We start from the raw sequence: 21643 nt of genomic DNA, 5'->3' as shown, positions 1-21643 counted from the left end.
GTAATGAAATGCGTTTCATTGCTGCCCTTCCTTTTTTGTGAGATCAATGTGTTTTACCTTATTCAGTCTTTTTTGAATGATGGATCTTTGGCTAAGAAAACTGACTATAATAATGTTTTGTTTCCTTTTATTTATTACTAACTACTCATCAACTTTTATACAACTAGTGAATAGTCAATAGTCAATGGTGAAAGTCCGGTCTGGCTAAGTAAATATAAATCCATCAAAGTGCAATATTATTGTAGGCAAAATACTTATTTGCTCTTATATGCCTTATAAGGTTTAAAAAACTTTACTTCGGTCAGCTTTTGGCTTTGCTTTAGGCTTTAGGCCTGTTGTTTATAACGAAACGTTGGCGCGGTCGACACCTTACTTATACATACTGTCTGAAGTTCACTGTTTCTCGCACATCGCTTTTAAATTATTTAAGCCAGTTCCAAAATCTTTATCAAGCATTGCATCCATATTGAAAATGACTTTGCTGATGAAGTTTAACGGGTATGGATTGGTTCCATCCATTGACCAGGTAACTTTTGTTGCGCTTCCTTCATTTTGAGCCGTAAGCCTGGTAACGGCTTTGCTGTCAAACGGTTTTATGAAATGAAGATCAATTACTGTTTCTTGTGGTGGATTAACAGAGTTGATCACCATGTTGCCTTCTCCAACTTTATCGTTTCCCTTCCACCAATATTTTGCGCCGGGAGTTCCGTCAGTGCCTTCAATGCCTGATTGTATGTTTGGATCCATTTTCATCCATGGCATCCATTTAGTGGTTGCCTGCAGGTTGCCAATGTAAGGCCATACAACGCTTTGCGGTGCATTAATGCTGATGCTCTTTTCGAAATGATATTTTTTTGCCGTGAATATCCCGCCGATGAGCACGATAGCGATGATCAGCAGAAATATGACTCCAATGATTTTGAGAACTCTTTTCATAATAGGCTTTGTTTGTTAAAAAGTACAAATAAATAACGAAAAGCGCTAATAATCAATCTTTATTTAAGGCATGCCCGGCTATTTGATCACGAATCAAATTCTTTGAAAGAAAAAAAATTTAGACTAAAACATGCTGACATACTGTTGTCACTTACCCGTATTCTCTTTGTAGGGAACTAATATTCCAAACAAATTAATACTTTCTTATGAGCAACTTACTTAACACCACAGCAGCAGCTACAACAGTTGTAATTACTCCCGAAGAGCTTTTGCGTCACTGGCAGGGACATCGCAGTTTAACCCGTCGCGTAATAGAAGCCTTTCCTGAAAATGAATTTTTCAGCTACTCGATAGGAGGGATGCGTCCTTTTTATGAAATGGTTATTGAGCTGATTGATATTGCGGGTCCCGGCATTCATGGTATCGTCACCAATGAATGGAGCCGCCTGCCCGAAGGTGATCATTCCGTAAACTCGTTCGCAAAAACAAAGAAAGAGGTACTTCATCGCTGGGATGAAATAACAGCCCAGATCAATTCTCTGTGGCCGCTGATACCACCACAACGCTTCCAGGAAGTGATCAAATCATTTGAACAATATGAAGGTCCTGCTTACAGCAGCCTATTGTATTTTATCGACAATGAAATACACCATCGCGCGCAGGGATATGTGTATCTGCGTTCATTGGGAATTCAGCCGCCGTTCTTTTGGGATCGGGAGTTTTAACCAGGATTCTTAACCTGGATTTGGAGGATTAAGGGATTGGAGGATTGAAATGCAAATATGCGAATACTGGAAATGTAATGGCTGCCTGATTTGTTTCAGTGCAGCCATACCCTTGGCTAATAGCTAAGAGCTGATAGCTGATAGCTAATGAACAATATGAAGGTCCTGCTTACAGCAGCCTATTGTATTTTATCGATAATGAAATACACCATCGGGCGCAGGGATATGTGTATCTGCGTTCATTGGGAATTCAGCCGCCGTTCTTTTGGGATCGGGAGTTTTAACCAGGATTCTTAGCCTGGATTTGGAGGATTAAGGGATTAGAGATTGAAATGCAAATGTGCGAATACTGGAAATGTAACGGCTGCCTGATTTGTTTCATGCAGCCGTTATTTGACTAATAGCTGACAGCTAATAAAATTTCGGTGCCGGCACAAGAGATGGTCTTTCATTCTGATGCCAGTATGGGTAGATAGTAGGTATTTCACTTGCCGCATCCAGCTTTTTTAGCTGATCTACGGTGAGGTTCCATCCAACTGCTCCGAGGTTTTGATGAAGTTGTTCTTCGTTGCGTGCACCAATGATAATGCTTGACACAGTTGGTCTTTGTAACAGCCAGTTAAGTGCTATCTGGGCAAGCGTTTTGCCCGTCTCTTTTGCAATATCATCCATTGCGTCTATCGTATTATAAAATATTGCTTCATTCACGGCAAATTGAGGAACCGGACTTCCGCCTTGTGCCACGCGGCTCTCCTGTGGTATTGGTTTGTCCCTGCGGTATTTGCCACCAAGCCTTCCTGCCGCAAGCGGTGACCATATAATTGCGCCCACTTTTTGATCAACGCCCAGCGGCATCAGTTCCCATTCGTATTCGCGGTTGGCAAGGGAATAATAAACCTGGTGGGCCACATATCTGTTCCATCCGTGTTTTTCAGAGATTGCCAGTGATTTCATCATGTGCCAGCCTGAAAAATTGGAAGCAGCGATATATCTTATTTTTCCGCTTTGAATAAGATCGTCCAGTGTCCGCAGTGTTTCTTCAACAGGTGTATTGGCGTCAAAGCCATGCATGTGATAGATGTCTATATAATCCGTATTCAATCTTTTAAGGCTTCCCTCTATTTGTTTCATCAAGCGGAAGCGTGATGCACCCATACTGTTCGGGCCTTCGCCAAAAGGGAAAGTTGCTTTTGTTGAAATGATTACCTTGTCTCTTTTGCCGCTGATTGCTTTGCCCAATATTTCTTCTGCCAAACCCTGTGAATAAACGTCAGCCGTATCAAACAGGTTAACGCCTGCATCCAGGCAAAGATCAACAAGCCTGGTAGCCTCTTCTGCCTGCGTACTTCCCCAGGCTTTAAAGAAGTCATTACCACCGCCAAATGTGGCCGTTCCAAAACTTAGAACAGGAACCTGTAAACCAGATGCACCCAGTTGTCTGTACTCCATAAAGAAAGGTTTTAGTATTTTATGTGATGATCCACCGTAAGCTCAAATTTATGACTTATGATGAAAACGTTGTATTGTCGAAAACCGCTCCCACTATCTTACACGTCTTACGGTCTTACTGTCTTACTGTCTTACTATCTTACGGTCTACTACCTATAAGCTTCCGGGTTAATAACCTGTGGCATTTGTTTTCCCTGCAAGGCTGCGACAATATTCCTCGCTGCAATTACAGACATAACGCTTCTTGTTTCTAAAGTTGCTGAACCAATATGCGGCAATACGCAAACCGTGGGCATATCAAGCAAAGGATTGTCTTTCGCCATCGGTTCGGGATTGGTAACATCAAGGCCTGCTCCCCAGATCATTCCTTTTTCAAGTGCTTCAATAAGGTGCCCCTCGTTATGTATTGCGCCTCTTGCTGTATTAATAAAAATCCCGGATGGTTTCATTTTGGTGAATGCGTCCATATTGAATAAACCTTGTGTTTCACTACTCAGATTTGCGTGAACAGATAATATATCACTTTGTTCCAACAGTTCGTGCCAGCTAACATAAGTGGCGTCTAATTCTTTCTCAGCCTCTGCATTGCGTGACCTGTTGTGATAAATAATCTTCATGCCATACGCTGACTTACATTTTCGCGCAAGCGCAGAGCCAATTTGTCCCATGCCGAAAATACCCAGTGTTTTTCCTGTTATCTCAACGCCCAGGCCAGCAGTAGGTTCAAAAAAATCCCATTCACCTTTTCCGATGATGCTGTGCCAGTAAAAAGCTTTTCGCGAAACTGAAAGCATAAGCAGCAATGCAATATCGGATGTAGCCCCGCTTAAAACACCGGGTGTGTTGCTTACCGGTATTTTGTGTTTTGTCGCTGCCGGGATATCTACATTGTCATACCCCACTGATAATAGTGAGATGCCTTTTAAATGACCGCATTTTTCAAGAAATGCTTCATCAATAATGTTCTTGCCAGCACTCAATAACGCATCATGCTTTATGCAGGCATCTATAATTTCCTCTGTGCTTAATTCTCTTTTCTCTGAGAACTGTGTAATTGAAACGCCCGCTGTGCGCAGTACTTCCAAACCCTGCTCTGGTATAACCTTTGTGATAAAAACCTTCATGCCTGATTTATATAAGTAGCCAAATTAATAAATAATCAGAACGGAGCAGGTAACCAATTTTTTAAAAAGCAAACAGGTCATACAAAATGCATTGTATGACCTGTATATTTTGTCGCTAATTGCCAGGGTTACTTTTAGAATCTATAGGTGATATTAAATCTCAAATTTCTTGGTGCTTCGGCCTGCCAGTAGTATGCTTTTAAATAATCGTAATAGCTTCCGCTGTACAGGTATTCATCCAGCATGTTTTGCATGTTCAATGAAAGCCTGATCTTTTCTTTCTCCCAGAAAATGCTTCCATCCAGTCTGAAATAATTTGGCAGGTTGAATTGCGGATTGGTTTTGCTCCATGTGCCTGTAGCCCTGTCACCCATCCAGGTAGCGCCGCCGCCAACGCCAATGCCTTTAAGTGCACCGTTTTGCACCTGGTAACTTAACCATGCGTTTGCCGTATGTTTTGCATAACCGGGAACAACATCGCCGACTTTCATACCGGTTACACCATCAGCCACTTTGGTTACTCTTGAATCGGTATAAGCATAGTTGGCAATCAGGTTAAGTCCGCTGGCAATAGAACCTTTGAGATCAAACTCGACGCCCTGTGCTCTTTTTTGACCCATCACAATGCTGAGGCCAGAAGTAGGTGGGCTGTTCGGGTCTGTGGTTAATTCGTTTTCTTTTAATATTCTGTAAACTGATACAGATGTGTTCCATTTGCCACCGGACCAATCTCTTTTAATTCCGAACTCGATATTATTGCCGGTGATCGGTTTTACTTTGCCGCCATCTGCTAATTTTCCTGACTGGGGAATAAATGCCTGATCGTATAACCCATATACAGAAGTTTGTTTATCAACAGATACACTCAGGCCTATGCGTGGTGTAAAATGTTTTGCAGAATAGCGTGAGCCGCCCCATTCATCCTGTTTTACAAATGTATAACGCCCGGCTAAAGTAAGTCTGAGTACATTATCAAAAAATCCAAGTTCATCCTGCGCATAAAGACCTGTGTAGCTCTGATCGATGTTTCCGCCCGATGCTACAGACCTTGCTTCCAGGTTAAGCGTTCTGTCAAAAGTTGGGTAGCCGTTTACAGGCACACCGTATACAGGATTCTTTGTATTAAATTCAGCGCCTGCAGTATCCAGCATGTGGTATTGGCTCCAATCTGCCATATATGCTTTGGTGCCAACATCAATGCCACCCAGTATACGGTGTTGAATTTTTCCTGTTTTTACGTTTCCATTAATAAAAGCCTGGCCTAATGACATGTGGCTTTGTGCATCCCAGATGCTCATGCTTCTTAGCATTGTGCCATCAGGATTTACCGCTGCAGGCCAAAGATCAGACCCCTGTTGCTTGTATTTGGAATATGCAGCCTGGGCCGTAAACTTCCAGTTGCTGCTGATCTGGTGCTGCAGGTTCAGAAATACGCTGTGATCGTCAATAACAGTAGGAGCAAGGCCTGGAGGCATTGTGGTAAACTCACGTGGCAGGGTAGCATAACCGTCTGTGGAAAATACGTAGTAAGAACCTACATCAGACATCTTTGCATGTTGCCAGGTATATTCTGCGGTTAATTTTGTTTTGTCATCAATTTGATATGAAATTACAGGAGCTATACTATACCTGTCGTTGTATTCAAACTGCCTGAAAGAATTTTTATTTTGAGCAGCAACATTCAGGCGGTACAGCACTTTGGAGTCTTTACTAAGTTTTCCGTCGAGGTCTAATGAAGCGCGATACATATCAAAGCTGCCCAAGGTTAATGCGATTTCACCTTTGGTCTGTCCCGTCGGTTTTTTAGTAACAACATCATATAAACCGCTGGGGTCGCCGTTTGCAAGCATAAAACCGGCAGGACCTTTTACAAACTCAATATGGTCTACGTAGCTCATGTCTTCTGTAAGGGGCCCCCAATAAGAGTTTACAAAATTAAAACCGTTGCGGAATGCCTGTATCTGAGATCCGCGCATGGTAATATTTGTGTACATGTCAGCCCAGTGTTCAAGTCTTGTAGCACCGCTGACATTCCTGATCACGCCATCGCTCATGCTTACCACCTGTTGGTCAGCTAACGCTTTACCGGTTACAATCTGAATATTCTGAGATACATCCAGTAAAGGTTCCTGCAAACGAAGTGATGGAGAAATATTGCTGCTTTTGTAGCCCTTGATTCCACTTTTTACTACAATTTCATCCAGCTCTTTTTCGGATATTTTTAGCTGCAAATTTAGTTGAGCGCTTTTGCCTGCTTCAACCAAAACACTTTGTTCAAGCGTTTCGTAGCCTACCAGTGAAATTTCAAGTTGATATTCCCCGGGTTTAATATTACGCAGTGTGAAAGATCCGTCATCAGCAGTCAATACACGTTTCCTCGAGTTCTTGAGTATCACATTCACCATGGCTGCAGGTTTATTATCTGTTGTACTTACTTTGCCTCTAATGCTTCCATTGCCTTCGTCATCTCCCTCACCACCCGTAAAAGCAAAGCTGTTTAAGGTAAGAACAATGAGTACAGGAAGGCTGAGTAGTCGTCTGATTCTAAAGCTGTAGTTCATATTTTCTCTCTGAATTTTTTGCAAAAATGGGCCGCTGTTAAAACTTGCATTTATCAAATCAGGAAATCAGTTTACGGAATCGGAAATCGTTTAACTCTAAGTGTAGGAATGACAATTGTACGGCATTGGACGATCCGGCATGAGTCTCGTTGTTTTTTTTGGGAAAGACCGGAAATTCGTTTTAGTATAATGTTTGAGGTGGGTTAACAGTCAACAAATATGCACCGATAGCAGAATTTTATGCCATCATCTGTAATTGCCAAATATAGCTATGACGCACCGACGGAAATATTGCGTGTCATTTACGTGTCAGGCTCCGTTTATGATTACCTGCATGTGCCGGCGTCTGTTTACGTGGATCTTAAGAATGCCCGTTCAAAGGGAACCTATTTAAACACGCATATAAAAGGAAAATTTGACTATAAAAAAGTCTCCTGAAATGAGCTCTTCTTATTTAGGGCAACTACTATCCGCGTGGCATACTAGTTGAAGCTTTATCAAAAACATTTACCATGAAAAAACTAATGTTTTCACTCGTGCTTATCGCGTCTTTGGCCGCTATTTCAATCGGCGGCTCATACACGCAGCACAGTAACAGCTTACTGGCCGCTACTTATGCGGACGATCAGGACACAATGATGCACAAGAACAAAAAGAAGATGAAAGATTCAACTAATAAATGGAAAGATTCTACCAAGAAAAAACATAAAGACACGGCAAGCAAGCATTATTAAAATTGTAAAGCCTTTGGAAATAAAATCTTCAAAGGCTTTTTTTATTTGCCTGCTCTTTGATAATGCGCCATAATGGAACCCTGGGCCAAAATATGATCTGTCATAGATTTTTCAAGTGAAGCCCTGTCTGCACCCACGGGTAAATCCAATTTGTCATTTAACGCATATACATGAAAGTAATAGCGGTGTGATCCGGATGGAGGGCAAGGGCCGTGGTAGCCGGTTTTTCCTGCACTGTTATTTCCGCTGATGCCCGGATTCGCATGTTCTTTTATGTGGTGAGATACGGGAATGTTCCATACGAGCCAATGTGTAAACGTGCCTTTAGGGGCGTCAGGATCTTCCATTATGATCGCCAGTGAATGCGCTTCCTCAGGAATGTCGGTTATTGTTAACGGCGGATTAGTATCATCTCCATCACAAGTGTATTTAACCGGAATGTTGGTTTCGTTGTTGAATGCCGTACTGGAAATAGTTAAAACTTTCTGTTTGGAGTTTATCATATCAACAATTTTTGGCGTAGTTGAAAGTGGGTATCGTGTAAGATGTCAAAAGGCTTCGGAACGTCATATCCGAAGCCTTTTGATTCCTTGTTTGCAGATTACCCTTTAATATCGCCTATATAGCCACCACAACTGTGCCAATGTTGAACTCAAATTGTGTAGGTTGTTTTGTCCGGAGGATGAATGATTAACGTCTTTTATCGGCAGGACTTGTTATTTTATAAATCCCATAAAAGTAATGTGGAGAAGATTTAGAGGCACGGATTATGCGACCTATTCCCTCAAAACTCATTACTATGCCTACGCAAGATTTCAATCTTGTATTTAGTGTTGTAACGCTTCCTGGGGCGGTCGCTTATTTGCGTCCGGGCATATTTTAGATTTCGACTACTTATAACAAAGTAATGACTCAAGCGGACAAAGATGCAGATCCAGTGTATGATCGATAAAAAGCAAAGGCATAATTTTTGAAATTTTATAAAAAAACAGATCATGAAAAACACAGATAAAAAACATCCTGAAGAGGTTAAAAAAGGTTCCGAAGATAAATCCATCAGGCATGATCGGAAGGCCCATGAAAAATACAATTACCCTGAACCAAGTCTTAGTGATAAACAATTTAAGGATCAGCCCGAGTTTATTGAACCTGAGCCAAATCAAAAGAAAGATAACCAGGACGATTAGGCGTATAGTTTTTGTTCATCTGTATAGTATGTTTTTCGCCCGCCGGTAGCTTTTTTCTTAATGGGGGTGCCGGTCGGAGTGTTGGATTTTTTTGCGTTATGCACTGAAAGAAAATCTCTTATTTCTCCACTTATAATATCGGGATCTGCCTTCAGAATCTGTTTCTCGGCTTGCTTTACCACAGATTTAATGGCTTTAACAAGCGCTTTTATTTTATCGGGCGGAATTTTTCCCGCTATTGAAAAAGGTGAGATACCTGACTTCCATAAAATTTCATCTGCATATGCATTTCCAATACCTCTGATAAACGACTGATCCATCAGCATATTCTTCACGCTTGTTCTTTTGCCGGTAAATTCTTTTGAAAAGTAAGCTGCATTCGCTTTCTTATCAAGAGCGTCGGGAGCCTCTTTTTCGTCCGGGTTTAATGTTGGTTTCGCCGCACCCTGATAATCTGTAAGCGAAAGACTGCTACCATCGCTAAAAACAAGTTGAAGAATCACATGCCTGGGTTTTTCATCATTATCGGATAAGGCTAATTGTCCGTGAAGCATTAAATGTAAGGCAAGTATATTTCCTTCTCTCGTATTGAGGTACAGTTCTTTTCCCTCGCGTGTAAAGTTTTTGACCGTATTATCCTGCAGGTCTTTATTCAGCCTGGCCGGCGAAACGTTTAGCTTTTTACTGTTGCACACAACTTTAGCTATACGCTTGCCTTTCAAATGTTTGGTCAGGTTCCGGCTAAATACTTCAAGATCGGGTAGTTCAGGCATAATAAAATATTTACTCGTACCATTTATTAATTTGTTCACCGATAGCGCTTATCAGGCCCTGCTTCATGCCTGTCATGCGCCAGCCATCTTTGGTGGATCTTATTACGCCAAGGTGTTTGTTGTTTAGCCGTATATCCAGTTGTAAACAGGTTCCTTCGTTACAGCTCGACATAACCGGCACAGCTACACCTCCGTATCTTTTGCCTTTATATTCAAAATCAAGTTGGATGGGAACGGTTTTTTCTGGTTCTCTTTCAAGCTCATCAATAAAATCTTTCAGTATTTGGATAAGATGTTTTCGCTGAGTTGCATCGGATGTACTCCATTTATTGGTGACCGCGCGTTTATGCGCAAGCTTGAATTTAAGTCCAATCATTGATGTAGTGTAATCATCTGCGTTCAGTTTTTCAACATATTGATGAGAAAGTATAAACCAGTGATATGCAGTGCCAACCGGAACGCCGGAGCCTTCAGGTGCATGTCCTGCGCGGCGCTTGATCACATCGTATACCAGTTCCCATCTCTCGGGTGTTACTTTTGTCTCCTTCCAGATGCCTTTATCGTAATTCCATTTGTGGCTTCTCCCAACTTTCATTCCTGTGTAAAACTGACCCTTGTAATCTTTGAAAGCATTATAAGAAGCTGCAATGTCTTTTGCTGCATCATTACGCTTCACTGATTTTTTGATGGGTTTTGTCTGTGTGGTCATAAACATGCATGTAATATGTTAAATCTATTGTGCCGCTATAACAGGTTCAAAGATTCTGCCAGTATCGCATATCAGTTGAAGGCGTTCAAAAGAAGCAGATTCTCTCGCCTGAACATAGATCCGGCATCGTTATAGATAAATAAACCTCAAATAGTGGCGAAAATTCTACGCAGGCTCAATTTTGTGAAATTGAGAAGCCGGTTGTTGTACGGATTTTAAGGTGTTATGCAAGGTTTTGTCCTGATTGTTACAAGGCTTCAATGGCATATAAGTTGCGACAAATTATTGCATGACTAATTCATCCTTAAAGTTGAGATTATGGAAATAAGAACAGTTGAAGAGATCAAAAATGATTCAAAACTTCTGCAGTTATTTTATTTTTTATTGCGGGAAATGTACACGGCGGAAAAGAAACAGGTTAAGGCAATGCCCGACCTGATGGAGCTTGTTGATTCAGGCGAATTGAAGATGGAACTCGCCCAGGTGCTTCAGCAAACCACCGGACATGTTTACAGGCTCAGGAACATATTTTCCTTGTTGAAGCAGGAAGCGGGTGATGGCAAATGCAAAGCCATAGCAGGAATACTGAGCCAGGCTGATGAAATAGTTGACGAAACGGAAGAGTGTTCGGCTCAGCGGGATGCTGGTATTATCGCTGGGCTCCAAAAAATTGAGCACTATGAAATAGCATCTTACAGTTCGCTTATTGAAATGGCCAGAACATTAAATTTTGAAGAGATTGCCGGTTTACTGGAAGAAAATCTGGAAGAAGAAAAGCGTGCGGATGATATGCTGGTAAATATGGCAAGAAGGGAAATATACTTCGAAGCCAGCAAAGAACCGGCAGAAGACTAATTGTGGTTGATCATAAATACAGAGATAATGGAAAAGCAAATTCCTATTAAATTGAATTTTCGCAACATGGAGCTAATTGGAAAAGCTGTACCATTGGAACCTAATAAAACAGACGGCGTTCCCAAACGATTCTCCGTAGCCATAGATGATTTGTTTGATGGAACAATTGAATGCACGGATAAGGGCTGGAAAAGTGAGGAAATGGAAGATTTGCAACTAGTTGAGGCTATCGGTTCCTATCTTAAGGAGTGGTATGAATAGTTTTATCAAATAGCTTATCTGCAAAAAAAAGTAAAGCCGGATAATCACACAGATCACCGGCTTTTTGTTTCATTAGGGCCTATTACTACTTATTTACTTATTATGCGCAATGAATAACGGGGATTCAATTTTATCCATGAGAATGTCGGCCATACTGGGTTTAAACCATCTGGATACTTCGCCACGGTTATAAGCTCCCAACACCACAAGTGTATTTTTCTTTTGACACAGGTGGTTTGCAATCTCTTCTTCAGCCTGGCCGGTTACAAGTGTATATGTTACCGTAGAAAAATGTCTGTGCATAAACTCACGCATCAGCGTGTCACTTGAAAGAAGCGTATTGTTTTTTGTTTCTTTAACCGAAAATACTTCAATAGGTAAGGTCTCCAGATTGCCCAGTAAATAGCTGAACATTTTTGTTGCGTACACAGAAGACGGTGCTCCATCATACAGCAAAACAATATTGTCTATCTGTTTGAACTCGGTTGGCAAAATGAGCACCGGACATTGTACGCCAGTCAAAACATCTTTGATAAAACGGGTGGGATATTTTTCTTCATAGAAACTGAAACTCTCTGATTTGTTTATGATGACAAGATCTGCAAACATGGTTTCATGCTTCAATTCCTGTACTGCAATACATACATCCCTGTGAACAGAAAAAAGAATCCCTGCACTTGCGCAAGCCCATTTAAACTGCTTTACGGCATTGTCTCTTTTCTCCTTATCTTTTTCATCCATTTTTTTAATGGTAATCTCAGGTTGTGAAGATGTGGTTAACACGTCATATACACTATAACTCCGATACAGAAGATCGTCGAGAAATACACCTGTTACATGTGCTCCGGTTGATTTGGCCAGTTGTATCGTATAATCCAATGTACTTTGCGACATTCTTAATCCATCAAAAACTGAAATAAATTTTTTCATGGTGCAAATCTTTAGATGAAGAAATATTGGATGGAACAGCGCTAAGTTATTATCAAATACTACCTAAAAGAATGACAAACATCAGGAACAAGACTGATCAAAATAGCGGGAATATGAAACTGAGGGTATATAATGTTGAAGATAATTCATATATTAATGGACATGGCTTGTCGTAATGCATAATTGGTTTGGACAGCCCGATTATTTCAGAACAAAATTTGTTTACTATGGCAAATCAAACACGCCCAACTACGGGCAACGGAAAAGTTTGCTACCTGGAGATCCCTGCTTCTAGTGTTGAAGAATCCGCTGATTTCTACAAAAACGTATTCGGTTGGAACATAAGAAAAAGAGGGGATGGAGCTACTGCTTTTGATGACGGGGTTGGTGAAGTTAGCGGCGCATGGGTTACCGGCAGAAAACCCATAGAAGGGCCCGGTATTTTAATCTACATTATGGTTGATGATATTCATGAATCAATTGGTAAGATAAAAGAAAACAATGGATCTATAGTTCAGGAAGTAGGTGCAGATGCGCCGGAAATTACTGCCAGGTTCAAAGATCCCGCGGGAAATATATTGGGGCTGTACCAGGAACCGGAGTGAATGTGCGAATGTGCAAATGGGTAAATGTGTGAATGTGCAAATGAGTGAATGTGCAAATGTGTAAATGAGAAGATGTGCGAATGTGCGAATTAGCTGTCTGGCTCAATTTTATATTGTCGTTTATTTTAAGCATGCATCTTCAATTTTGGGAGATGTGTGCTGTCGTGCACTAATTGTTGACACTGCTTAATGGCAGTTATTATTACACGGAGAAATACAGGAGAATAAACGTTGCACAAAGTATGCAAGTCATTCGCACATCTACCCATTTGCACATTCGCACATTTGCACATTTACCACGCATTCTTCCATGCTTCATTCTGCCGCTCGGGTTTGTTAATTGCATGATCGGACCAGTTCTTATTTGCAAGTTTGCAAATGGGTAAATGTCCGAATAGTAGCCGCATCACATTTGCATATTTGCACATTTACTAATTCGCACATTTACCAAGCATTCTTCCATGCTTCATTCTGCCGCTCGGGTTTGTTAATTGCATGATCGGACCAGTTCTTATCATATCGAATGAAAAAGGCCAGCCAGAGTGTTCTGGCTACACGCATAAAAACTGGTTGAAGCAGGATCAATAAAACTGCATTAACAGCCATCCAGTAGAATATGCGTGAATCGGTAAGTGAAAATCCTATTGTGAACCACCATGCGGCAAATGTAAAACCACTGAATGCTACCGTCAAAGCATAGCTTACATAGCTGGAACCGTAATAAAACCCTACTTCCAGATCAAAGTATTGTCCGCATACCGGGCACTGATCATTCATCTTCATAAAACTGCGCAGCTTATAAGGGTTTTTCTCCTGGAACATATTGCCCTGCCGGCAACGTGGACATTTACACTTAAATAATTGCAACGGAGATGTGTGAACATGTTCTTTATGGTTTGCCATACTAAACTATTTAATGTTGTTATATTGTACTTCTTCTACTTTGTTGTTACGAATCTTGCCCTGAAATCCTCCGGCGAGATTTTTTCATACTTTCGAAAGAATCTCGAAAAATAAGAGTTGTCTTTAAAATTCAGCGTGTAAGCAATTTCTGAGATATTCAGATCTGCATTAATTAGCAGGCGCTTTGCTTCGAGTAAAACCCGCTCCCGGATTAACTCTCCGGCTGTAGTATTAACCATTTCCTGGCACAATGCATTCAGATGGTTGGGCGTAATGTACAGCAGGTCTGCATATTCTTTTGGCAGACGTATCGTTTTATAATGTTGTTCTATCAATCTTCTGAAATTCTTCATCAGCATTTGCCTGGAACCTGCAACGGCACTGCTATGCACTTTCGCTGTGGTTTCATCTATCAGCAAGAATGTATGCAAGAGAATTACTCTTAAGATATCCGTATTGCCATTGGTCTTAACAAGCTCACTTTGAGAAAGCAACTCTTCAAAAAGCGAAACAACTCTTTCCAAAACGGAATTTTTTAGCTGAATAACACCATCATTGCTGACGCCGCTAAAAAAGATAAATTGTTCCAGGTAATCGGGACGCAATAGTAATGACCTGAAAAAGTTGTCGGAAAAATTGATGATATAACCATCTACATCTCCGCTAAAATTCCAGCTATGCACCTGCCCCGGAATCATGCAGTATAACTGACCCGGCTTGACGGTGAACTGTGTGAAGTCGATTGTATGTTTACCACTTCCTTTAGTAAACAAAACCATATGGTAAAATGAATGTCCGTGGGAGAGATGCAGGCTTTTTGGATGGCGGCTCACATAACTACCAAATCTTTCAACATGGAATTCCTGGTTTTTCTGACCCGAAGGCGCATCAGACAATCTGCAAATATCATATACCGGGATGGCGTTTTTCATCTCTGTAATTAGCTTCACAAAGGTAAAAAGGCCTTGCGAAATGTAGTATCAGTTTTTAGCTCGTTTGTGGTACTTTTTACTGATTCAGGAAAAACGCGATCCTTTTTAAAATAGAAAGCCGCATCCGGAAAGATGCGGCTTTTACATTTATTTGTTTCACTGAGGCGGTTAGTATCCCGGATTTTGAACAATCCTGGAATTCTGATCAATAACAGCCTGAGGTATTGGATTTAAATACATTTTCTGCGTAAACACATGCGGGTGATTCAACGGCACGGGTTCGTATTTCCATACACCACTATTGTTATCCGGAGAAGTGTTGGTAATTTTCATGCCATGCTTATCAACGTTCATCGCATTGTCCATTTCTTTCCAACGGATCAGGTCATAAAAGCGCTTCTGTTCAAAACATAATTCAACTCTTCTTTCATGATGAATGGCTTCACGCATTTGCGTCTGATTCAAACCCATTGGTAAATCTGGTACGCCGCCGCGCTTTCTTATCAGATTAACAGCATTATACACCGATGCATCAGGACCCACAGCTTCGTTTTGTGCTTCAGCATAGCCAAGCAATACTTCAGCATAACGATAATAAATAAAATTGGCTCCGCTAACGGCACCTCCGCCTGGTCTCACAAGCGGATTCAGTTTCTTCTTGAAATAATAACCGGTGTTTCCCACATCATCGGTACCAAAATCAATCTGGTTTTTTGAGGGGCGCACTTTGTCAATGCGCGTGTAGATGGTGTCCTGCCTATCCATCCAATCCATCTTGTAAGGGGCTCCGTCATACACTATCCAGTCGTAAAATCTCGGTTCCCTGTTTACATATGGGTGTTGCGGATCGTAGCCGGAAGAGGGATCTGTAATACGCTTGCCATTAGCCATGGCAAACTGGTCAACAAGCTCCTGTGTTGGGCAATAGTTACCCCACGTGTAGTATGCACCGAGTATCCACACAGGGCCGCCATATTGTTCAAAAGAAGAACCCATAATATTGGCAACCACCTGTCTGTCCCATAGTACTTCAGAATGATATTCATTCGCTTCATACCAAATAGCAGACGGATCAGTAAACAGATCGTATGGTTTACCATTTCCGTACTTATCTATCAGTTCTTTAAATGTAGCAGCAGCCTTACTCCATCTTTCGGCTTTGAAATTGTTGAAGCCTGCTATCTTATAAGGATCATTTCCTGCAGCTGGTGTTGCTGCGTTATATGCCGGACTTGCGGCGTATAACTCAAGCCATCCTTTTATTGCCAATGCTGCAGCAATTGTTGGCCTGCCTGCATTTGCGTCACCGTGATTGTACTTAACTGCGAGATAGCCGTTTTTTGCGATCGTATCAAATTCATTGGTAATAAAATTGAACGTTTCTTCAAAAGTGTTTCTTGAATGATAAATTTCAGAACTGTCCATTGTTCTTCTATCAGGGACATCTGTAATGATCGGAAGTCCTCCGAGATGTTTAAACAATTCGCTGTAATAGAATGCACGAAGAAACCTGGCTTCATCAACTCTTTTTTGAACCCATGCCGCCGAGAAATTGGCTGCATTGGCTTTTACATTTTGGAGGAAGGTGTTGCATTTGCGAATGTTGGTATAAGTAGTTGGCCAGTTAACCAAATCTCCTGAACCGGTTATTCCTCCCCATACGGTGTAATCGCTGGACGAAGGTTGTACGATACCTTGTTTCCAGTTGTAAGATGTATAATAGAAACCGGCGTCGTTGTCATCTGTAAAATTGTCGAGATTTTCCGGCTGGTTCCAGTAGTTGGGCAGGCTGCCGTAAATATCATTCAGGAAAATATCCGCATTGCTTTCGGTGCTCCATTGCGTTTCATCTGTGAGCTTTCCTTTATTGGTGTTATCCAGGAAGTCTTTTTTACAGGCCGCTAAACTTAGTAAGAATGCCGCAAGCAAAAGACCACAGGAATATTTTTGTATGTTGATCATGGTTTGATGTTTAATGTAAAAACTAAAAGGTTACGTTAAGTCCGAAAATGAACACTTTCTGTGTTGGGTATGCTGTTTCCAGGTTGGAATAACCAACTTCAGGATCCATGTATTTCAGCTTGCTGATGGTAAATACATTTTGGCCTGATACATAAAAACGCACCTGCTGCATTTTCCATGACTGTGTTATTCTTGAAGGAATGGTGTAACCCAAAACTGCAGTTTTTAACCTGAGGTAACCTGTTTTCATTATCCAGAAATCTGATGCCTGTGTATTGTTGGCGTACGGGGCCTGGTTTGCTCTCGGATATCTTGCATCCTGTGTGGTCGGTGTCCAGCGGTGATTGTAATATTCGTATGCTGAATTACTGTTGTTGTTGTTGAATGGAATAGTCTGAAATCCTTTGATATCAATGCTTTCCAACGCAGCTCCCTGGAAGAACAGGCTAAGATCAAAACCTTTCCATGAAGCAGTTGGTGTAAATCCATATGTTATGAACGGATAAACAGGATTGCCTGATACGGTTTCGTCATAAGAATCAATCTTGCCGTCCGGCTTACCATCAGGGCCACTCAGGTCTGCATAACGAATATCGCCAGGGTGAAGAATGCCAAACTGTGTTACATTATATCCGTCAGCAGCGTCAATGATGCCATCGTTATTTTTATCATCACTGGTTTTGAATAATCCCATTGATTTATAACCGAACTGCGTACCAAATGGCCTGCCTGTTCTGCTGCGGTTGGGGTTGTCTTTTGTTGCGGATGTTTCAAAGATCTGGAGCATTTTATTCTTAGCGTAACTAAAGTTGCCGGTCAGGCCCAGCTGCAGACCATTACTAAATCTATACTGAGTTCCTGCTGTAACTTCAACACCATTATTTTCCATAACGCCCTGGTTTTCGTCAGAAAGACTTAAACCATATTCAACCGGAACAGTAACGGCAGGAGGCAACAGCATGCCGGTTCTTTTCTCATGAAAATAATCGACTTCTAACCGCAAAAGGTTTTTAAACATAGTAGCTTCAAAACCCAGATCTGTTTTAGTGGATATTTCCCAGGTGATATTTGGATTGGCTTCTGTTCTCATAATGGCTCCCTGCACCATGTTTCCATCACCAAACGCATAAGCATTGCCATATAAGTCATATCCGTTTAAATACTGGAATGCAGTACCAGCAAGATTTCCTGATTTACCCCACGAACCACGTAACTTCAAATAGTTAATGAATGATGAATTCTGGCTCATGAAGTTTTCCTTCGACAGTACCCAGCCCGCAGAAAAAGCCGGGAAATAACCCCATCTTTTATCCGGAGCAAAATAGTAGTGGCCGTCATATCTTCCGGATGCTTCAAAAAGATATTTGTTATCGTAACTGTATCCAACCCTGTACACGTAACCAACCTGGCTTCCTGTTGAGGATGTACCTGAATTATCAAAGTCGTTCTTGTTCGAGCTACCCATATTCAACTCGTCAATATTTACCGCGAAATTGTTTCTGCGTGCAGAAAAGCCAGACATATCATTGTTCCTTGCTTCAGCAACCAACAAGCCTGTTACATCATGTTTGCCCCATGAATTATGATAGTTCAGGTAAGCCTGGTAAGTGAAGATCTGGTTTTGCGAATACACCTGTTCCAGCCATGTGTATGTTGCCGCACCGCCTTCAGATGTGGAGATCTGTTTGGTGTATGTATAAGGATTAGTGGTGAGATCCTGTGAGTAGAAATAGAAAGGAGTGTGCCATTTCTTTTCCGTGTATTGATTGGGATCGTAACTAAAAGTTCCCTTAAGACTAAGTCCGCGAATGAAAGGCAATTTTTGTTCTACGGCAATGGTGGTCAGTAAAGTGTTGCCATTCTTTTGATAATAGCCGGCTTTTAAGATACCGACAGGCGTATTACCCGCAAACTCTCCCCAAAGGCCATTGCTATAATACAAATTGGTGATAGGAATTAATTTATAAGAGCTTCTGAAAAGCTGGCCTGTGCTTACTGCAGCATCAACACTGTGCGTATTTTGAAGTGCACCGATGACTGATAGCGACACGGTGGTTGTTTTAGTGGCTTCTACATCTACATTCAATGTATAATCATAGCGCTTATAACTTACAGGATCAAACATGCCGTCCTGCTGCAGGTAACCCATACCTGCAAAATATTTCACGCCTTTGCTACCACCGCTCAACTGCACTGAATATTGTTGAACGGGCGCATGCATACGCATAATGTCTTTGGTATTGCTGACAGGGTATTTGTCAGGATCCTTAGCATTTAAACTGGCATAGTCACGGATCAGATCTTCTGAAAACGGAATATTTGTACTGCCGGGATTTTCATTCAAATATGCTTCATTGCGCAGCTTCATGTAGTCTTGCGCATTTAGCATGGAAGGGTAGTAGGTAGGCGTCTGCTGGCCGTAGTAGGCATTTAATGAAAGGGAGGGAGCGCCGGTTTGTCCGCGTTTGGTTGTGATAAGTATTACTCCATTCGCACCGCCAAGACCATAGGGCGCCACCGCTGCCGCGTCTTTTAATACAGTAACAGACGCGATGGATGAAGGCGCAATTTCATTTATATTATTGCGGATAACGCCATCAACAACAATCAGCGGACCGTTATTTCCGGTTGTTGCAATACCACGAATGTGAATGTCAGGATTATCATAGCCAGGTTGTGATCCGTTGGGACGCATACTTATACCAGCTACATTTCCTGCAAGTGAATTGGAAATATTTGCGACGGGGGATTTGGCGATCTCATCACCTTTTACAGAAGAAACAGCTGCTGTAGATGAAGTTTTCTTTTGTGTAGCATAACCTACCACAATCACATCATTCAGGCGTGAAGTTTCTGAGATCAGCGTTGCCTGTACCGGCTTGTTGCGCTGCACTTTTATTTCCCGTGTTTGGTAGCCGACAAAACTAAAAGAGAGTATGGCGTTGGCATCTTCTACCGAAATGCTGAACGATCCATCTTCTTTAGTTACGGTACCGTTGCTGGTGCCTTTTTCCTGTACGGTGACATTGGCCAGCGGAACATTTTTTTCATCTACAACAGTACCCTTTACAACTTCTTTGAACTTTAAAAAGCCATTAAATTGAGTAAGGTCGTAGGACTTGTTGCCTGATATGTGTTGCGGGTCTTTTTTGATGATGATGTTATTACCATCCTGTTCATACGAAAGGTGATTGGGTGTAAGAATATTATCCAGTACATCTGTTAATGTGGCCTCGTTGGCGGATACTGTAATGTTTTGCACACTCTGTGCAACGGCTGCATCTACAACGAATCTAAACGTGGTCTCGCTTTCTATTTTCTTCAAAATCTTATCCAGTCTTTCGCCTTTTACTTTGAGCGAAAGCCTCACTTCATTCAGTTTCTGGGCATTGGTATCCCGTGCCAATAACATAAATGCAGTGGTGCATAATATTGTTACAGTTAACGTTACAATGCGCATTGTTTTGCAGAGGAGATTAAAAAGTTGATTAAAATGGGGCATAGAGGGCATGCCCGTGCCATGAAAACTACAGGAGTATTTCATACCTTTAATAAGTTTTGTATTAGGTAATAATGTACAAAGCAGTTCCCTTTCTGCTTGCAGGTTTGGCGACTCATCATGCAGTGGGAACAAACATATCCTTCCCCTTCCGGGGGAAGGATTTTTTATGTGCTGTTATTAAATGGCGGTTCTGTGTATGGCATAAGCAATTGTTTGATTACATTAATTCAAACGTCAAAATTCAAAATTCAAAAGTCAAAAAATGAGTTGCCTTACTATGAGGTTATCTGTTAATTGGTAATTTGGAGAATCAACAGCTTTTTTAATTTTTACTTTTGAATGTTGACTTCTCCTATAATAATCGTTTTTCCGTCTTCACTATAGCTCCAGTATGTGTTACTATTCGTTTTGCACAACAACGTAATTATTTTTTCGACCGGCACACCTTCGTCAAAACCGGCTATAAACCGGCAGGCCTTTAGTTTCTCCGATGCAAAAACAATAGGCACATTAAAGCGCCTGTTTAAAATAGACGCAATCTCTTCAAATGTGTCGTTATTGAATTCAATGGCGCCTTTTGCCCAGGATGTAAATGCATCTGTCTTTACCAATTGTAGTGTGGCAACGCCTGTTTCTGTCTGCACCGTTATTTGTTCATTTGGCGTAAGAACAGCCAGCGTTTTGCCCTGCTTCTGCACCTGCACTTTCCCCCTGGTTACTGTCACTTGTACGTTTTTGTTATCATCGTACGCCTTAATGTTAAAGGCTGTTCCCAAAACTTTTGTCACAGTTCCGTTTGCAATAACAGCAAAGGGTTTTGAAGGATTGTGCCTTACGTCAAAAAAAGCTTCTCCTTTTAAAACTACTTCACGTGTATTGCTTTTTTCATTCTCGTTATATTGAATATAACTATCTGAATTAAGCCACACTACCGAGCTATCCGGCAATATTATCCTGCTCCGCTGTTTTTTTGGCACACTATATTTACATAACTTATTAACGGATCCCGCCTTGCCGTTATGCTCATGAAACCAAAACCATGTGCCCGCAACAACGGCTCCTAACAATGCAGCAGCCATTAAGTATTTTCTACTTCGGTTACCTTTAATTGCTACGGATTGTTGTGGTGGATGATCAATCGCCGCGTGGATCTTTCCGCTCATTCGTTCCTTTAAATCCTGCGATAAAGGATCATTCTCTGTTGCACGGGTCTCTTCTTCCTGATCTGCTTTATCATACCATCGAAAAAGGATATCGATCTCCTGCCTTGATGCTTTTCCTGCTATATACTTCTTAGCGATTTTTTTTATATGGCGACTAAGCATTTGTATAATTTGTTATCATGGGTATGTATTAGAGTAGAAAAAAGAGAATACCCCCTATAATTTGGATAAAGATTTTTGACCAGGATTTTGACCAGGATTTTAAGGATTCGTTGGATTATTGGATTTGCAACGCTCGAAATCGATTTTTAAACAGATTAACGGAGTAGTAT

21 protein-coding genes are annotated in these 21643 nt (G+C 41.3%); 8 read left to right on the top strand and 13 right to left on the bottom strand.

Annotation, left to right across the window (positions count from 1 at the left end; all coding sequences use genetic code 11):
- Positions 1-393 precede the first annotated feature (393 nt).
- Complete coding sequence (locus QTN47_RS12110) at positions 394-936, bottom strand: SRPBCC family protein (protein ID WP_369329640.1); 543 nt, start codon at positions 934-936, stop codon at positions 394-396.
- 206 nt (positions 937-1142) lie between these two features.
- On the opposite strand from QTN47_RS12110, the gene QTN47_RS12105 reads away from it, so the two are divergent.
- Both QTN47_RS12105 and QTN47_RS12100 read left to right on the top strand, forming a co-directional pair.
- Positions 1143-1661 (top strand): DinB family protein, encoded by a 519-nt coding sequence (locus QTN47_RS12105; protein ID WP_369329639.1) that lies wholly within the window; start codon positions 1143-1145, stop codon positions 1659-1661.
- A 137-nt stretch (positions 1662-1798) separates the two neighbouring features.
- Positions 1799-1945: a DinB family protein gene (locus QTN47_RS12100; RefSeq protein ID WP_369329779.1), complete on the top strand. Its 147-nt coding sequence runs from the start codon at positions 1799-1801 to the stop codon at positions 1943-1945.
- A 127-nt stretch (positions 1946-2072) separates the two neighbouring features.
- On the opposite strand, the gene QTN47_RS12095 is transcribed toward QTN47_RS12100, so the two are convergent.
- From QTN47_RS12095 to QTN47_RS12085, 3 genes are all read right to left on the bottom strand, one after another.
- Positions 2073-3110, bottom strand: coding sequence for an aldo/keto reductase (locus tag QTN47_RS12095; RefSeq protein WP_369329638.1), 1038 nt, complete (start codon positions 3108-3110; stop codon positions 2073-2075).
- Between the two features lie 149 nt (positions 3111-3259).
- Positions 3260-4234 (bottom strand): 2-hydroxyacid dehydrogenase, encoded by a 975-nt coding sequence (locus tag QTN47_RS12090; RefSeq protein WP_369329637.1) that lies wholly within the window; start codon positions 4232-4234, stop codon positions 3260-3262.
- Between the two features lie 134 nt (positions 4235-4368).
- Entirely contained in the window at positions 4369-6795 is a 2427-nt protein-coding gene (locus tag QTN47_RS12085; protein ID WP_369329636.1) for a TonB-dependent siderophore receptor, read from the bottom strand.
- Positions 6796-7035: 240 nt separating this feature from the next.
- Between QTN47_RS12085 and QTN47_RS12080 the strand changes: the two genes are divergently transcribed.
- Positions 7036-7233 carry a KTSC domain-containing protein gene (locus QTN47_RS12080; protein ID WP_369329635.1) on the top strand — a complete coding sequence of 66 codons (198 nt, stop codon included), beginning with the start codon at positions 7036-7038 and terminating at the stop codon, positions 7231-7233.
- A 74-nt stretch (positions 7234-7307) separates the two neighbouring features.
- Positions 7308-7529, top strand: a complete 222-nt coding sequence (locus tag QTN47_RS12075) for a hypothetical protein (protein WP_369329634.1) — start codon at positions 7308-7310, stop codon at positions 7527-7529.
- A 41-nt stretch (positions 7530-7570) separates the two neighbouring features.
- Here the strand turns inward: QTN47_RS12075 and QTN47_RS12070 are convergent, their stop codons facing one another.
- Positions 7571-8032, bottom strand: a complete 462-nt coding sequence (locus QTN47_RS12070) for a YbhB/YbcL family Raf kinase inhibitor-like protein (RefSeq protein WP_369329633.1) — start codon at positions 8030-8032, stop codon at positions 7571-7573.
- Between the two features lie 492 nt (positions 8033-8524).
- On the opposite strand from QTN47_RS12070, the gene QTN47_RS12065 reads away from it, so the two are divergent.
- Positions 8525-8716 (top strand): hypothetical protein, encoded by a 192-nt coding sequence (locus QTN47_RS12065; protein ID WP_369329632.1) that lies wholly within the window; start codon positions 8525-8527, stop codon positions 8714-8716.
- Here QTN47_RS12065 and QTN47_RS12060 read toward each other — a convergent pair.
- A complete protein-coding gene (locus QTN47_RS12060; RefSeq protein ID WP_369329631.1) occupies positions 8713-9489 on the bottom strand; it encodes an Fpg/Nei family DNA glycosylase in 777 nt (258 codons plus the stop codon). The genes QTN47_RS12065 and QTN47_RS12060 overlap by 4 nt on opposite strands.
- 10 nt (positions 9490-9499) lie before the next feature.
- Positions 9500-10198: a hypothetical protein gene (locus QTN47_RS12055; protein WP_369329630.1), complete on the bottom strand. Its 699-nt coding sequence runs from the start codon at positions 10196-10198 to the stop codon at positions 9500-9502.
- A 318-nt stretch (positions 10199-10516) separates the two neighbouring features.
- Here QTN47_RS12055 and QTN47_RS12050 point away from each other — a divergent pair, with 318 nt between their 5' ends.
- On the top strand, positions 10517-11053 hold the full coding sequence (locus QTN47_RS12050; protein WP_369329629.1) for a DUF892 family protein: 537 nt from the start codon (positions 10517-10519) through the stop codon (positions 11051-11053).
- A 27-nt stretch (positions 11054-11080) separates the two neighbouring features.
- Complete coding sequence (locus QTN47_RS12045) at positions 11081-11314, top strand: hypothetical protein (protein WP_369329628.1); 234 nt, start codon at positions 11081-11083, stop codon at positions 11312-11314.
- Between the two features lie 93 nt (positions 11315-11407).
- Here QTN47_RS12045 and QTN47_RS12040 read toward each other — a convergent pair whose 3' ends face one another.
- Complete coding sequence (locus QTN47_RS12040; protein WP_369329627.1) at positions 11408-12244, bottom strand: universal stress protein; 837 nt, start codon at positions 12242-12244, stop codon at positions 11408-11410.
- Positions 12245-12471: 227 nt separating this feature from the next.
- Here QTN47_RS12040 and QTN47_RS12035 point away from each other — a divergent pair, with 227 nt between their 5' ends.
- Positions 12472-12849 (top strand): VOC family protein, encoded by a 378-nt coding sequence (locus QTN47_RS12035; RefSeq protein WP_369329626.1) that lies wholly within the window; start codon positions 12472-12474, stop codon positions 12847-12849.
- Between the two features lie 444 nt (positions 12850-13293).
- Here QTN47_RS12035 and QTN47_RS12030 read toward each other — a convergent pair whose 3' ends face one another.
- From QTN47_RS12030 to QTN47_RS12010, 5 genes are all read right to left on the bottom strand, one after another.
- Complete coding sequence (locus tag QTN47_RS12030) at positions 13294-13752, bottom strand: DUF983 domain-containing protein (RefSeq protein ID WP_369329625.1); 459 nt, start codon at positions 13750-13752, stop codon at positions 13294-13296.
- Between the two features lie 35 nt (positions 13753-13787).
- The gene (locus QTN47_RS12025) at positions 13788-14684 is read right to left on the bottom strand and encodes a helix-turn-helix domain-containing protein (protein ID WP_369329624.1); all 897 of its coding nucleotides are present in this window, start codon (positions 14682-14684) and stop codon (positions 13788-13790) included.
- A 168-nt stretch (positions 14685-14852) separates the two neighbouring features.
- On the bottom strand, positions 14853-16646 hold the full coding sequence (locus QTN47_RS12020; protein WP_369329623.1) for a RagB/SusD family nutrient uptake outer membrane protein: 1794 nt from the start codon (positions 16644-16646) through the stop codon (positions 14853-14855).
- Positions 16647-16668: 22 nt separating this feature from the next.
- Positions 16669-20190: a TonB-dependent receptor gene (locus tag QTN47_RS12015; RefSeq protein WP_369329622.1), complete on the bottom strand. Its 3522-nt coding sequence runs from the start codon at positions 20188-20190 to the stop codon at positions 16669-16671.
- A 287-nt stretch (positions 20191-20477) separates the two neighbouring features.
- Complete coding sequence (locus tag QTN47_RS12010; RefSeq protein ID WP_369329621.1) at positions 20478-21473, bottom strand: FecR family protein; 996 nt, start codon at positions 21471-21473, stop codon at positions 20478-20480.
- Positions 21474-21643 lie beyond the last annotated feature (170 nt).

This window comes from Danxiaibacter flavus, from assembly GCF_041060425.1.
In the GTDB taxonomy this organism is placed as follows: domain Bacteria; phylum Bacteroidota; class Bacteroidia; order Chitinophagales; family Chitinophagaceae; genus Danxiaibacter; species Danxiaibacter flavus.
This window is presented reverse-complemented; position numbering and strand designations above follow the sequence as displayed.

Bases quoted from the DNA above. Each gene is read 5' to 3' on its own strand.
- QTN47_RS12110 (WP_369329640.1), bottom strand. From the start codon at position 936: ATGAAAAGAGTTCTCAAAATCATTGGAGTCATATTTCTGCTGATCATC.
- QTN47_RS12105 (WP_369329639.1), top strand. From the start codon at position 1,143: ATGAGCAACTTACTTAACACCACAGCAGCAGCTACAACAGTTGTAATT.
- QTN47_RS12095 (WP_369329638.1), bottom strand. From the start codon at position 3,110: ATGGAGTACAGACAACTGGGTGCATCTGGTTTACAGGTTCCTGTTCTA.
- QTN47_RS12090 (WP_369329637.1), bottom strand. From the start codon at position 4,234: ATGAAGGTTTTTATCACAAAGGTTATACCAGAGCAGGGTTTGGAAGTA.
- QTN47_RS12085 (WP_369329636.1), bottom strand. From the start codon at position 6,795: ATGAACTACAGCTTTAGAATCAGACGACTACTCAGCCTTCCTGTACTC.
- QTN47_RS12080 (WP_369329635.1), top strand. From the start codon at position 7,036: ATGCCATCATCTGTAATTGCCAAATATAGCTATGACGCACCGACGGAA.
- QTN47_RS12075 (WP_369329634.1), top strand. From the start codon at position 7,308: ATGAAAAAACTAATGTTTTCACTCGTGCTTATCGCGTCTTTGGCCGCT.
- QTN47_RS12070 (WP_369329633.1), bottom strand. From the start codon at position 8,032: ATGATAAACTCCAAACAGAAAGTTTTAACTATTTCCAGTACGGCATTC.
- QTN47_RS12065 (WP_369329632.1), top strand. From the start codon at position 8,525: ATGAAAAACACAGATAAAAAACATCCTGAAGAGGTTAAAAAAGGTTCC.
- QTN47_RS12060 (WP_369329631.1), bottom strand. From the start codon at position 9,489: ATGCCTGAACTACCCGATCTTGAAGTATTTAGCCGGAACCTGACCAAA.
- QTN47_RS12055 (WP_369329630.1), bottom strand. From the start codon at position 10,198: ATGACCACACAGACAAAACCCATCAAAAAATCAGTGAAGCGTAATGAT.
- QTN47_RS12050 (WP_369329629.1), top strand. From the start codon at position 10,517: ATGGAAATAAGAACAGTTGAAGAGATCAAAAATGATTCAAAACTTCTG.
- QTN47_RS12045 (WP_369329628.1), top strand. From the start codon at position 11,081: ATGGAAAAGCAAATTCCTATTAAATTGAATTTTCGCAACATGGAGCTA.
- QTN47_RS12040 (WP_369329627.1), bottom strand. From the start codon at position 12,244: ATGAAAAAATTTATTTCAGTTTTTGATGGATTAAGAATGTCGCAAAGT.
- QTN47_RS12035 (WP_369329626.1), top strand. From the start codon at position 12,472: ATGGCAAATCAAACACGCCCAACTACGGGCAACGGAAAAGTTTGCTAC.
- QTN47_RS12030 (WP_369329625.1), bottom strand. From the start codon at position 13,752: ATGGCAAACCATAAAGAACATGTTCACACATCTCCGTTGCAATTATTT.
- QTN47_RS12025 (WP_369329624.1), bottom strand. From the start codon at position 14,684: ATGAAAAACGCCATCCCGGTATATGATATTTGCAGATTGTCTGATGCG.
- QTN47_RS12020 (WP_369329623.1), bottom strand. From the start codon at position 16,646: ATGATCAACATACAAAAATATTCCTGTGGTCTTTTGCTTGCGGCATTC.
- QTN47_RS12015 (WP_369329622.1), bottom strand. From the start codon at position 20,190: ATGAAATACTCCTGTAGTTTTCATGGCACGGGCATGCCCTCTATGCCC.
- QTN47_RS12010 (WP_369329621.1), bottom strand. From the start codon at position 21,473: ATGCTTAGTCGCCATATAAAAAAAATCGCTAAGAAGTATATAGCAGGA.